Raw genomic sequence first — 13,237 nt, 5'->3', positions numbered from 1 at the left:
AGCATAGCAATAAAAAAAGATACTCTCAAAATAGCCTATCTACTATTTTTGAGAGTATCTTTTTATAATCCTACATATACAATACACATCTGCGCTGCGACATATGTAAACCAAATCCAAAGTGGTTCATACTTCAGTTTGCGCCCCCCGATATCTGTAACACCGATAATAAAATCAGAAATCACGAACAATAAACCACCAAGTGCTGGCACCCACCATATTCCTGTATTCTCGTAATATAAGGCGAATGCAAAACAAGCCATTCCTCCGACCCACAAGCCGTAAATTAGAGCCCCTATCGTAAACAATTTATCCTGTTTTTCATTCCGGATAAAAAAGAACCATCCTATAATTAGAAAGAGTCCGTATACGAGTAAACCAATCCAAAAACCATTCCATGAAATACCTGTTTGTAAAAATGCTTTCACATAGAAACAATGTGCAAGAGCGAAAGTAACCATTCCTCCAATTAATCGATGACCAATTGGAATCAATCCTGCCATAAATAAATCTCCTATAGTTGATAAAGTCATACCAAGTGCAACCCATGTACTATATTCTACCGACGGATCTTGTAACCATATCCAAATTGCACTACCAGTTAAAGAAAAACTCAGAATAAGACGAACCGCTAACGGCAACGGCATATTATTTCTCGTTTTTTTCGTCTGTCCTATCGCATAAATTGCTCCCGTTAAAAAAAGAATAATTTGTCCGACTAACACAATGTAAAGTACATTCATAATATGTTCTCCTCAATAAATGCTTTTTCTATCTTTTTTTCGTTACATATGGCACGTTTTCCTTTTTCTATGTAAAAAAAGAAGAACATTGCTGTTCTTCCATTTTAATCGTTTTTCTGTTCTCTATGCTACCTGTTTTTCTTGCTCAATTTTCTGTTTAGCCGGAGCGCGATTTACTACAATAATTCCCACTGCAACACATGCTAAACCAAATAGTACAAAGGAATGAATTGCTTCCCCTAAAATTAGACTGGATAGTAAAACACCAAACACTGGTATAAAGAACATATACATCGAAACTTTTCCTACTTTGTTATACTTCATAATTGTATTCCATATACAAAATCCCGCTGCCGATAAGAACGATAAATATATAAGCATAAGTATTGCATGTAGGCTAAATGTAAATGGTATTACTCCAACTTGAAATGCACCTATACATAGTAATCCAATTGATCCAAAAATCATTTGGTATGCTGTCATGTACCCAACATCTAATGTTTTACTTCCTTCTTTTGCTAGTATATTTCCATACGAATACATCATTGCTGCCCCAAGAAGTAATAAGCTACCTATTCCAAAGTGGAATGATAAGCTTCCATCACTCGGTACATTCACCAAAATCACACCACAAAAACCGATAGATACTCCAATTATTTTTCTCATATTGAGAGCATCATCTTTATATAAAAAGTGCGCGAGTAAAATTTGAAAGAATGATGATGTTCCTGAAATAATCGCTCCTTCAATTCCTGAACTGTAACTCATTCCAATATAAAAACATATATATTGAAGAAAAGTTTGGAACAAACCAATTTGAACTAACTGCTTCCCTGTTCCTTTTTTGAATTGCATATCTTTTCCTAACGCTTTAAAAAATAATAAGAGCATTGCACCAGATAAGAAAAAGCGATAACCCGCAAATAATATTTGTTCTCCGACTTCTTGTGGCTGAATTCCAAGTTCAACATAGCTTAATTTAATAAAGGGAAATGCGCTTCCCCATAAAAAGGTTGCTACTATTGCAGCAATAAACACGCCAATCGGATTGGTAAAAAATTTCTCTGTCTTCAACTTGATGTCTTCCTTTCCGATCTTTTTATGAACAATATTCATATATACCAAAGGAAATGCAAAAACACAAGTTTTCAGTTTATCCCGCTATTCGCCAGGCAGTAAAACTTCCACCTCCAAATTCGGCTGGGGCAAAGAAGTTAGGTGGGAGCCCTGCTGCCCGTAAAAGCCCGATTGGTAGGGGCTAATAATCAGTGGGTGATGAACAAAACCCCCACTAATTAAAGTTTTACTTTATACTAAAACAAAAACATATCATCTAAGAAAAACATATGCTATACTATAGAATAATTACAACATAATAACTATTAAAATCAGATTCAACAGAAATGCTGCTATCCATTATGGATGGCAGCTTTCGTCGTTTTATAGGGGTTTCGATTTTGATTCTTTTTCTCAATAAGAATTCGAAAGGAGCGAGTAGTAATGAACGCAGAAGTAAAAACATTACAAGCACAAAAAGATATTTCTCATCCCTCTTTATGGGATACATTAAAGAAACATTATGAACTTATATTTGCAATCGCATCTGGTATTTTCATTTTAGCTGGCTGGTTATTCACAAAAAACGAGGCAATAAGCGCAGGTATTACTTTCTATATCCTTGCCTATGTAATTGGAGGATTTGCAAAAGCAAAAGAAGGTATTGAAGACACAATTGAAGAGAAAGAGCTAAATGTTGAAATGCTCATGATTTTTGCAGCTATCGGTGCCGCAGTTATCGGTTACTGGGCAGAAGGTGCTATTTTAATCTTCATCTTTGCATTAAGCGGAGCAATGGAATCTTATACATTAAGTAAAAGCCAAAAAGAAATTTCAGCGCTTCTTGATCTACAACCGGAAGAAGCATTACGTATTTCAAACGGAACTGAGGAACGTATTCCTGTTGGACAATTACAAATTAACGATATTATTTTAATTAAGCCAGGTGAGCGTGTTCCTGCTGATGGCACAATTCATAATGGTGAAACAAATATTGATGAAGCAGCTATTACAGGAGAACCTATTCCGAATGAGAAAAAATTCGGTGATGAAGTATTTGCCGGCACTGTAAATTTACGTGGTGCTATCGAAGTTAAAATTACGAAGCCAAGCGATCAAACATTATTCCAAAAGATTATTCGCCTCGTTCAAAGTGCACAAAGCGAAAAATCACCATCACAACTATTCATCGAAAGGTTTGAAGGAACATACGTAAAAGGTGTACTACTCGTTGTTACGCTTATGATGTTCGTTCCTCATTTCTTACTTGATTGGAGTTGGAATGAAACGTTTTATCGCGCTATGATCTTACTTGTAGTCGCTTCTCCTTGTGCGCTAGTTGCAGCCATTACACCAGCAACTTTATCAGCAATTTCAAACGGAGCGAGAAATGGTATTCTCTTTAAAGGTGGTATTCATTTAGAACGTCTAGCTTCAGTAAAGGCGATTGCCTTTGATAAAACAGGAACATTAACACAAGGAAAACCTACTGTAACAGATGTATATGTTCGAGAAGGCATAGCAGAAAGTGAAGTACTTTCTATTACAGCAGCGATTGAAAGTCACTCTACACATCCTTTAGCAGAAGCGATTGTTAAATATGCAAAACATGCTTACGACATTACGATAAAAAAACCAGAAAACGTTGAAGATGTAACTGGTTTTGGATTAAAAGGAATATTAGAAAACAACGCTTATAAAATTGGTAAAGCTGATTTTATCGGAGAAGAAACAAAAACATTTCATAATGGCATTTCTGCCTCACTTGAAAAAGAGGGAAAAACTGTCGTTTATATAAGTGATGAGGATGGTATTCTTGGACTAATCGCTTTAAAAGATACCCTTCGTCAAGAAACAATAGCTGCTATTCATGATTTACAAAGCATTGGTGTAGAAGCAATCATGATTACTGGTGATAATGAAGAAACAGCAAAAGCAATTGCCCATGAAAGTAATATAAAAGAATATTACGCATCATGTTTACCAGAAACGAAAGTTGAAACGATAAAGCAGTTAAAAGAAAAGTACGGCATAGTCGCCATGGTTGGAGATGGTATAAACGATGCACCTGCACTCGCTACTGCTAGTATTGGTGTTGCAATGGGTGAAGGAACAGACGTGGCATTAGAGACTGCAGACGTTGTTCTCATGAAGAACGAATTATCTCGTCTCTCTCAAGCCATCCGTTTATCAAAACGAATGAACCGTATTGTGAAGCAAAATGTAATCTTTTCGCTAGCTGTAATTGCAATGCTGATTTGTTCTAACTTCTTGCAATTTTTGGCTCTTCCATTCGGTGTTATTGGACATGAAGGAAGTACGATTCTTGTCATTTTAAATGGTTTGCGATTATTAAAAGGAAACAAATAAAACGGGTCCCTCATAAAGGACCCGCTTTTTTTAATGGTAGCTATTGTGACCGTTCGCACTGCTGCTCGTTTTATGCTTTGGATGCGAACTGCTCTTTTGTTTATTGTTACTTTTATTATTGTGGTTCTTTTTATTGTTACTCATGAAATATCCCCCCTGTTCCCTTTTATTATGGAACAAGAGCTCATTTTTCATTACGGGAATTATTGTCACCCGTTCTATAATGATGGAGTAAACCATTAATTTCACCGCCAAGTAAAATTACCCACCCAGTTAAGTAAAACCATAACATTAAAATAATGATACCACCGAGACCACCATATGTATTAGCGTAATTTGCAAATTTATCTACATAATAGGCAAATGAGTACGATACCACAATCCATCCTACAGTAGCAAATAAAGCCCCCGATATGACTTCTCTTCGCTTTAATTTCCGATCAGGAGCAAACGTATATAAAAAGCTAAATAAAGCGAACAAAACGAAGAAACTCGCTACTAAACGCGTAATACTCCAAACGTAAGAAAAACTATCCGATAAACCAATTGCTTTAAACACAGCTGCCCCAATCACTTGTCCAAATACCGGAACGATTAGTGCAAACACAATCATAAAAATTATTGCTAACGTAAACACGATAGATAAAGCTCTTGTTTTAATAAAGGAACGGGTTTCTGTTACATCATAAGCACGGTTAAAAGCATTCATAACCGCATTCACCCCGTTTGAAGCAAACCATAGCATCGATAGTAAACCAAATGATAATAAACCACCATTTTGCTCGTTTACAACTTTATCTACGTTTACTTCAATTAAATTCATCGCATCTTCTGGTACGTACGGTTCTAATAAATTGAGCACACTTTCTGTTTGAAGGTCAATAAAGCCAAGAAGCGTAATTAAGAAAACAAGCCCAGGGAAAATCGCAAGCAAGAAGAAATAAGCGAGCTGTGCTGCCAAGCCCGCTACATCATCGCGCATCGTCCGGTCATATAAATCTTTTCCGAACGAAAAAGTACGATGTCTTCTTACTTTTTCTATAAATTTTCTCATATATTTTTAAACGCTTTTCTTCTCTTCTTTATTTTGCTTTAGCTCAATGTATGCTTCAGTTTTTTTTTCCTCTGCATTTGAGTCTTTCATAAATAATTCACGCGCTTCTTTCATACCACCATCTTCAGCTACCACTGGCTCTTCTTCCGCTTTAAGCTCATCTACTTTCGGAGATACAGCTTGAATTTCGATCGTTTCTGGTTTTTCTACTGGCTCAACTTTTTTCTTACTAAAAATTTCTTTCGTTTCTTTTAACGTCTCTACAACAGACGGCGTTAATTTTTTAATTTCTGCTACTTTCGCTTTCACTACATTAAAATCAGCAAGTTCGCGTCCTTTATCTGTAACAGTTTGCACTTTTTCTTTTATCTTCGCATTTTCACCGATTTCAATCATCTTTGTTTTTGCTTTTCCCGCTGTATTTTTTACTTTTTCACGGTTTTCTTTCTTTAACATAGATACAGCTACACCTGCAGCTACACCAATCGCAATGTTTCGAGCAATATTATTTTTCTTTGCCATATTCCTTCACCCTTTCATTTCTTATGTTAGAAAGTATTACTTTCTAAGCTTCCTCATATTCCTTGTTCATTTCGAATGAAAGCTAATAGCTTTGCACACCCTTCTGTTACAAGGTCATACACTTCTTGGAAGTTCCCTGTAAAGTAAGGGTCAGGAACGTCTGTCCAGCCACCGTCTGGAACAAAATCGGACAGCATACCAATATAGCCTCCAGTTTTACCTAAACTTTTTAAATCTGCTATATTCTTGTTGTCCATGGCAATAATATAATCAAACTTTGTTAAGTCTTCTTTTTCTACTTTCCTTGCTTTAATTCCTTCAAAAGCGACTTCATTTTCTTTTAAAATTTTTTGTGTTCCTTTATGTGGTGGATGACCAATATGCCAATCTCCAGTTCCTGCAGAATCAATGACAATTTTCTCTTCGAGTCCCTCTTTTACGACAAGATCTCGAAAAATCGCTTCTGCCATTGGAGAACGGCAAATGTTCCCAAGACAAACAAACAATACTTGGACCATATTTTTGTTTCTTCCCTTCTTGGTGCATTTCTTAATATATACTTATAGTATAAACAACCAATTATTAATTATAAAGGAAATCCCTACTAATTTAATAGGATTGAAAAGTTTCATTAACGAAAATGATAAAAAATGTTAAGATAGCCTTATGTTATTTTAAAGGGGGACACTTCGGTGGATTTATCCGTAAAATCAGAAGAAAACGTTGAATATATGGTAGAAGCTATTAAAGAAAAACTACGCATGGTTAATGCTGGAGCAATGAGAGCAGCTAGCTTTAACGAAGAAATGTACGAAGACTTACGTGATATTTATGAGCATGTTATGAAACGTGAAACATTTAGCATTAGTGAAATGCAAGCTATTACAGAAGAGTTAGGTACATTAATTAAAAAATAACAAAGAGCCTCCTAAATAGAGGCTCTTTTTAATTTCAACAAATTCATGACAACTCTACGCTTTTCCTCATCACATTTTAAAATACTGTACAATGAAAGTAGAACCTCACCTTAGATTTTTTCTCCATACATACTACTCACAAATAATAGCAACACTACCATTGCTAACTGTTTTTACTGGAGGTGCTTACTTATGAGCAATTGGTACAGTAAGACGAAAAATCAAACATTAATCGACCTAGAAACAAATGAACAACACGGTTTAACAGATGAAATCGTAAATGAACGTTTAAAGCAATATGGTTCTAATGAATTAGCTACAAAACAAAAACGTACTTTATGGCAACGCATTTTCACCCAAATTAACGACGTCCTCGTATATGTCCTTATTATTGCTGCCCTTATTTCCGCCTTTGTAGGTGAATGGGCCGATGCAAGTATTATCGCGCTCGTTGTGATTTTAAATGCAGTTATCGGTGTCATTCAAGAATCAAAGGCCGAGCAAGCTTTAGAAGCACTAAAGAAAATGGCGACACCTAAAGCTATCGTAAAACGAGACGGCGAACTTAAAGAAATCCCATCTGAACACGTCGTTCCAGGTGATATCGTTATGCTTGATGCCGGACGATATATCCCATGTGATTTACGGCTTATCGAGACTGCTAATTTAAAGGTTGAAGAATCTGCTCTAACTGGTGAATCTGTCCCTGTTGATAAAGATGCAATCTACCACCCTTCTATGCAAAGTGATGAACAAGTGCCATTAGGCGATCAAAAAAACATGGCCTTTATGTCGACGCTAGTAACATACGGACGCGGAGTTGGTGTCGCTGTTGAAACTGGAATGAACTCACAGATTGGTAAAATCGCTACCCTTTTACATGAAGCAGACGATGATATGACACCACTTCAAAAAAGCTTAGCACAAGTAGGAAAATATTTAGGTTTTGTCGCTGTAGCTATTTGTGCTACTATGTTTCTCATCGGTTTTTTACAAGGACGAGATACATTAGAAATGTTCATGACTGCGATTAGTTTAGCTGTTGCAGCCATTCCAGAAGGTTTGCCAGCTATCGTTTCCATCGTTCTTGCAATTGGTGTTCAGCGTATGATTAAACAAAATGTTATCATTCATAAACTACCAGCTGTTGAAGCCCTCGGTTCTGTCACAATTATTTGTTCAGATAAAACGGGTACATTAACTCAAAATAAAATGACTGTTACTCACTTTTATAGTGATAACACATACGATCACTTAGAAAATTTAAATGTAAATAATGATGCGCAACGTCTATTGTTAGAAAATATGGTGCTATGTAATGATGCGTCTTACAATAATGACTCACAAACCGGAGACCCTACTGAAATTGCGCTTCTCGTTGCTGGAAACACTTTTAACATGCAAAAGGATCATTTAGAAAAGATACATGAACGCGTTAACGAACTACCTTTCGATTCTGATCGTAAAATGATGTCAACTGTACACACGTACGATGAAAAATACTATAGTATGACGAAAGGTGCTATCGATAAACTTTTACCTCACTGCACCCATATCTTTATAAATAACAAAATCGAGGTCCTAACAGATTCTGATAAAAATCAAATATTAGATGCTGCCCAGTCAATGTCTCAAGAAGCTTTAAGAGTACTTTCATTCGCATTTAAACAATACAATTCAAGCTATGTGGATATAAATCATCTCGAAGAAAATCTCATCTTTATCGGTCTTGTCGGTATGATTGATCCACCACGTACAGAAGTAAAAGATTCCATTACAGAATGTAAAAAAGCCGGTATTCGCACAGTTATGATTACTGGTGACCATAAAGATACCGCCTTTGCAATTGCCAAAGAACTTGGTATTGCCAAAGAAATATCTGAAATTATGATTGGAACTGAATTAGATAACATCCCAGATACAGAACTAGCAAATAAAATTAATCACTTAAATGTATTCGCCAGAGTCTCTCCAGAGCATAAAGTAAAGATCGTAAAAGCATTACGCGCTAAAGGAAATATTGTTTCCATGACTGGAGACGGTGTAAATGATGCTCCATCTTTAAAACAAGCAGATGTTGGAGTAGCAATGGGCATTACCGGAACAGATGTCGCAAAAGGCGCAGCAGATGTCGTTTTAACAGACGATAACTTCTCATCTATCGTTAAAGCCGTTGAAGAAGGTAGAAATATTTATCGTAATATAAAAAAATCGATTCTCTTCCTACTCTCTTGTAACTTCGGAGAAATTATCGCTTTATTTTTAGCTATTTTACTTGGCTGGGCAACACCACTACGACCTATTCACATTTTGTGGGTAAATTTAATTACAGATACACTGCCTGCACTGTCACTCGGTGTTGATCCTGAAGATCCAGATGTGATGAAGGAAAAACCACGACATGCGAAAGAAAGCTTATTTAGCGGTAGCCTTCCTTTTCTTATTTTCAATGGGGTTGTAATTGGACTTCTCACTTTAACAGCCTTTATCGTTGGGGCAAAGCTCTATACAGGAGATACAAATTTATTTCCTCTCTTCCCAGAGCAAATTGATGAAGACGCTCTATTACATGCTCAAACGATGGCATTTGTCGTTCTTAGTTTTTCTCAACTCGTTCATTCATTTAACTTACGTTCAAGAACGAAATCGATTTTTTCAATTGGGATATTTACAAATAAATATTTAGTCTTCTCACTTCTTATCGGTGTTCTTATGCAAGTTTGTATTATCTCCATCCCTCCTCTTGCCAATATATTTGGTGTGCATGCATTAACATTACGCGATTGGGGATTTGTTCTCTTATTAAGTATCATTCCGCTTGTTGTGAATGAAATCATTAAATTAGTTAAGAGAAACTAAAAGGCAATGAGGAATATTCCTCATTGCCTTTTCATTTAGCCTTGTAATTCTTTTTTGATGTTCTCTGTTAATGTAGCCATACGCTTACGGCTTTCTTCACGCTCACGTTTATTTTGTTCTTCAATTTGTTGTGTTTCTTGCATACCTCTTGAAATAATGTTCCAAGTCTCCTCAAGTGTTTCCATCTTAATACTAGAAGAACCTGATAACCTCGCTACTTCCACACTTTGAGTCGCGATATTTTGTGCATTTTTCTTAAGCAATTCATTCGTACGACGATCAAGTTCAGCCATAGAATCTGCAACCAGCTTTTGACGTTTTGCATTTACCGCTTGAATAATACCATTTTTAAAGATAGGAATCGTTGTAATAAATGCTGTATTGATTTTACCGATTAATTTGTTGTTACCACGTTGAACCATACGAATTTGTGGCGCTGTTAATAGAGCAACCATACGTGCTTTTTCTAAGTCATCAATACGTTGTTCTAAAATTTCAACAGAGTTTTTAAGCGATTCTAATTCAATACCTGCTAACTGATCATTATTACGTACGCGCTCTTCGTACATCGGAACTAACTCTGTATTTAAACGCTCTAATAACATTTCCCCTGCTACTACGTATTTTTCTAAATCTAAATAATACTTTAAGTTTTGCTCATACAGGCCATCTAATGTACCAATTGATTTTTTCATTTCATCTTGATACTTCGTAATTTCTACGTATACTTTATCCATTTCGCGACCCATTGTCTGATACTTACTAAAGATTTGTTCAATCATTTTATCTGCTTTTTTGAACATGCGTGAGAAGAAGCCACTTTTCTCTTCCGCAAAATCTTTGCTATCAAATCTGTCCATAATTTTACCAAGCTGTTTTAATAATTCACCAGAGTCTTCTATTTTTGATAAAGACATTGTATGTAAAATTTGATCAGCGAAACGTGAAATTTCCATAGATGGTTCTTTTCCAAGCTCGATTAATTCTAATTGATCTTTAATATCTACCGCATTATAAATACGTTGCACTTCCGCATCTTGTCTAAGTTGTAAACGAACATCTTGTGCCGTTTGCTCATTCAATTCTGTTTTCGAATCTAGTACGACTGGGTTATTCATATGGTATTCTCCCTTTCCTTATAAAAATGGACGAAATAGTCCTTTTATTGTTTGTGATAAATTTTTATAGGCTGATGAACCATGAAACTCAAGATCGAAATTAACTTCTTCAAGCCAATGTGAATCAAATGCTCCTACTTCAATATACGGTTCAATATCGTTTCTCCCCGTTGGATTGAAGTGGAATACATCTACTCCAATTTGATTTAAAAACAATAATAAAACAGCATCAGAACGGCTTAATTCTCCGCTCTTCTCATTATTAAATATAACAATTTTCGGTACTTCTTGCGAATAATCAAATTTCTCAAGTTGCTCTAAAATATTCGGTGGGATTTGAGAAAGCTGTGCGAAAACATACAGTGCTACATCTTGTTTCGTCTCTTTCGCAATTGGTTTACACATTTCACTTTCGCACGTATGAATGATTGCCTCTGCAATACCATGTTGTAAACCTTCTGGTAAACGTTTATGCGGCCACCAATGACTATTCATAATTAAATCCGGATGTAACTTCCCTCCGCGGTCCAATGCATCTCGATAATGATATTGGAAATTCGCTTTTTGTTCTTTCGTAAACGGAAATGTATTAATTAATAAACTGTTATCAAATGATGTAACAGCCTTTAATCGTTGAAAATATTCTTTATCATTCTTTGACACACCTGATATTTTTGCAAATAAAGAAGGGATATAAATATGCTTATTTTCAACAAAGAAGGTTGGGCGTACAAATGCCTTTTCTTTCGTAATTAAAAAGAGTTCATCGTATGTTGTTTTTAATGTACGTGCTACAGGTGTATATGAACGGAATTGCCATGGCTTGTACAGCAGTGAATTATCGTGGTGAAGTACTTGCTCGATTTCTTTTGAAGCTTGATAAGCTACCGTTGCGACGCGTTCACGACGCCGATCAGGAAATGGTTCCAATGAAATACGGCCTGAATGAGATACGACAAAGGTCTTTCCTTCCTCATCTATACTCTCAAATCCATCTTTTCCTTCTGGGTGATAATAAAGCACATCGCAGCCGAGCATAATAAGAAAGTATAAGAAATATATACGACTCTCTGTCGCATCACCGTACCAAACGATACGCGGCATTTGTTTCTTATAATTAATCGTAGAGAACCACTTCGCTACGTAATTTTCACTTAATTTAATCATGTCAATTAAGAAACGACGGAACCCTTCTGTTTTTAAAGATTGATTATGTTGTTTTTCATACAATTTTAATACCGAAATAAACGTCGTATGTATATAATGCTGTAAATCAGGATTGTCTACTTGCGGTAATAGTTGTTTTCCAGACAAATGGGCTACAAGTCTATTTACTGTAAGTCCATTCGGTGCTTCTTGATGTAATGCAAAAACTTCTTGAATATGGCGCAGTTTTTCGGGATCAATCACCTTATTTAAATTTTGTTCATGCAAAACCTCGATCCCTTTTGCTTCACTATAATCAAATAACTCATTAAAATATTCATCTACATCATTGGGAACACCAAGAATACGAGTTGCTATATAACTAAATTTCATCTCATTCTCTGTCAGTTCATATTGTGGGCGTTTTTCTAAAAGCGCTTCAAATTGCTTTAAATCTGATTCTTCTTTTAATGCACATGGTTGAAGTGTAAAACGTGAGAACACAACAGTTCACCTCCAAAAACATTTACGTTTTTTATAAAGTCTCTCTTCTATTATAAACTATTTTTAATTATAAAAAATGGGCGCTCGTATAACGAGCAAACCCATTTCAATTATTTATGTTCATTTTTAGTAGCTGCAACTTCTTCTTTAGCTTGTCCAGAATTCTTCATGTAGTGAAGTATAAATGTTGCTCCAAACGCTACAACTAAAATAATAAAGAACAGCGTATGGCTTACTTCAATATGAATGACAGACAGTAGCATTTTTGCTGCAATAATTAAGATTAAAATATATGCTGTCGTTTCCAGTTCTGGAATACGTTCTAACAATTTTAAGAATACGCCAGCGATACCACGCATCATTAAAATACCGAGCATTCCGCCTAATAGTAAAATCCAAACTTCATTCGATACACCAAATGCAGCAAGTACGCTATCTACAGAGAATGCGATATCCATTAATTCAACCATCGCAACTGTCCCCCAGAAGACACCAAACATTCTGAAGAGAATACTATTTTGGTTCATACCATGAGCTTCCTCTTCTTCTGCATTACCTTTTCGCTTATCAATGAAGTATTTAATTGAAAGCCAAGCTAAGTAAAGTGCACCTAACACTTTTACCCATGCTAATTTAATTAAGAACATTCCGATTCCAATTGCAATAAAACGGAATACATAAGCTCCAATAAGGCCATAGAATAATGCTTTTTTACGCTTTTCTTCTGGAAGGTGTTTTACCATTACCGCTAATACAAGTGCGTTATCAGCAGATAATAACCCTTCAAGTACAACAAGTGTACCGATTAATCCCCAAGATACTGGATCCTGCAACACTTTAATCCACATGTCCAAGTCAAAAAACTGAGCATACGTATCAAGGATTCCTTGCAAAATACTCATCTTACCTTTATCCCCTATTCTTTGCTAGATTTATAGAAAGGTCAAA

Annotated in this window: 11 protein-coding genes; 3 read left to right on the top strand and 8 right to left on the bottom strand. The window is 35.7% G+C overall.

Features of this window, described 5'->3' with window-relative positions; all coding sequences use genetic code 11:
- Positions 1 to 62: 62 nt before the first annotated feature.
- Positions 63 to 743: a lysoplasmalogenase gene (locus Q3V31_RS24130; RefSeq protein ID WP_001102003.1), complete on the bottom strand. Its 681-nt coding sequence runs from the start codon at positions 741 to 743 to the stop codon at positions 63 to 65.
- A gap of 123 nt (positions 744 to 866) precedes the next feature.
- Entirely contained in the window at positions 867 to 1,817 is a 951-nt protein-coding gene (locus Q3V31_RS24125; RefSeq protein ID WP_329767396.1) for a DMT family transporter, read from the bottom strand.
- Between the two features lie 426 nt (positions 1,818 to 2,243).
- Here Q3V31_RS24125 and Q3V31_RS24120 point away from each other — a divergent pair, with 426 nt between their 5' ends.
- Complete coding sequence (locus tag Q3V31_RS24120; RefSeq protein ID WP_000990897.1) at positions 2,244 to 4,169, top strand: heavy metal translocating P-type ATPase; 1,926 nt, start codon at positions 2,244 to 2,246, stop codon at positions 4,167 to 4,169.
- 184 nt (positions 4,170 to 4,353) lie between these two features.
- Here Q3V31_RS24120 and Q3V31_RS24115 read toward each other — a convergent pair whose 3' ends face one another.
- From Q3V31_RS24115 to Q3V31_RS24105, 3 genes are read right to left on the bottom strand one after another with little or no spacing between them, the layout of a single operon-like run.
- Complete coding sequence (locus Q3V31_RS24115; RefSeq protein WP_001224543.1) at positions 4,354 to 5,223, bottom strand: YihY/virulence factor BrkB family protein; 870 nt, start codon at positions 5,221 to 5,223, stop codon at positions 4,354 to 4,356.
- Positions 5,224 to 5,229: 6 nt separating this feature from the next.
- Complete coding sequence (locus tag Q3V31_RS24110) at positions 5,230 to 5,745, bottom strand: DUF4075 domain-containing protein (protein ID WP_001085400.1); 516 nt, start codon at positions 5,743 to 5,745, stop codon at positions 5,230 to 5,232.
- A gap of 53 nt (positions 5,746 to 5,798) precedes the next feature.
- Positions 5,799 to 6,263 carry a low molecular weight protein-tyrosine-phosphatase gene (locus Q3V31_RS24105; protein ID WP_000250903.1) on the bottom strand — a complete coding sequence of 155 codons (465 nt, stop codon included), beginning with the start codon at positions 6,261 to 6,263 and terminating at the stop codon, positions 5,799 to 5,801.
- Positions 6,264 to 6,437: 174 nt separating this feature from the next.
- Here Q3V31_RS24105 and Q3V31_RS24100 point away from each other — a divergent pair, with 174 nt between their 5' ends.
- Positions 6,438 to 6,662, top strand: a complete 225-nt coding sequence (locus tag Q3V31_RS24100; RefSeq protein WP_000366197.1) for a DUF1128 domain-containing protein — start codon at positions 6,438 to 6,440, stop codon at positions 6,660 to 6,662.
- Positions 6,663 to 6,854: 192 nt separating this feature from the next.
- Positions 6,855 to 9,521 carry a cation-translocating P-type ATPase gene (locus Q3V31_RS24095; RefSeq protein WP_329767393.1) on the top strand — a complete coding sequence of 889 codons (2,667 nt, stop codon included), beginning with the start codon at positions 6,855 to 6,857 and terminating at the stop codon, positions 9,519 to 9,521.
- Positions 9,522 to 9,556: 35 nt separating this feature from the next.
- Here the strand turns inward: Q3V31_RS24095 and Q3V31_RS24090 are convergent, their stop codons facing one another.
- The 3 genes from Q3V31_RS24090 to Q3V31_RS24080 all read right to left on the bottom strand — a co-directional run bounded on the left by Q3V31_RS24090 (position 9,557) and on the right by Q3V31_RS24080 (position 13,191).
- A complete protein-coding gene (locus Q3V31_RS24090; protein ID WP_001064419.1) occupies positions 9,557 to 10,639 on the bottom strand; it encodes a toxic anion resistance protein in 1,083 nt (360 codons plus the stop codon).
- Between the two features lie 18 nt (positions 10,640 to 10,657).
- Positions 10,658 to 12,289, bottom strand: a complete 1,632-nt coding sequence (locus tag Q3V31_RS24085) for a YceG family protein (RefSeq protein WP_000492837.1) — start codon at positions 12,287 to 12,289, stop codon at positions 10,658 to 10,660.
- 110 nt (positions 12,290 to 12,399) lie between these two features.
- A complete protein-coding gene (locus tag Q3V31_RS24080) occupies positions 12,400 to 13,191 on the bottom strand; it encodes a TerC family protein (RefSeq protein ID WP_000025693.1) in 792 nt (263 codons plus the stop codon).
- Between the last annotated feature and the right edge of the window lie 46 nt (positions 13,192 to 13,237).

Source organism: Bacillus nitratireducens, from assembly GCF_036320425.1.
Lineage (GTDB): Bacteria > Bacillota > Bacilli > Bacillales > Bacillaceae_G > Bacillus_A > Bacillus_A nitratireducens.
This window is presented reverse-complemented; position numbering and strand designations above follow the sequence as displayed.

What these genes read in the sequence shown, in the direction of transcription:
- Q3V31_RS24095 (WP_329767393.1), top strand. Translation starts at nt 6,855, where the DNA reads ATGAGCAATTGGTACAGTAAGACGAAAAATCAAACATTAATCGACCTA.
- Q3V31_RS24115 (WP_001224543.1), bottom strand. Translation starts at nt 5,223, where the DNA reads ATGAGAAAATTTATAGAAAAAGTAAGAAGACATCGTACTTTTTCGTTC.
- Q3V31_RS24120 (WP_000990897.1), top strand. Translation starts at nt 2,244, where the DNA reads ATGAACGCAGAAGTAAAAACATTACAAGCACAAAAAGATATTTCTCAT.
- Q3V31_RS24130 (WP_001102003.1), bottom strand. Translation starts at nt 743, where the DNA reads ATGAATGTACTTTACATTGTGTTAGTCGGACAAATTATTCTTTTTTTA.
- Q3V31_RS24080 (WP_000025693.1), bottom strand. Translation starts at nt 13,191, where the DNA reads ATGAGTATTTTGCAAGGAATCCTTGATACGTATGCTCAGTTTTTTGAC.
- Q3V31_RS24090 (WP_001064419.1), bottom strand. Translation starts at nt 10,639, where the DNA reads ATGAATAACCCAGTCGTACTAGATTCGAAAACAGAATTGAATGAGCAA.
- Q3V31_RS24110 (WP_001085400.1), bottom strand. Translation starts at nt 5,745, where the DNA reads ATGGCAAAGAAAAATAATATTGCTCGAAACATTGCGATTGGTGTAGCT.
- Q3V31_RS24105 (WP_000250903.1), bottom strand. Translation starts at nt 6,263, where the DNA reads ATGGTCCAAGTATTGTTTGTTTGTCTTGGGAACATTTGCCGTTCTCCA.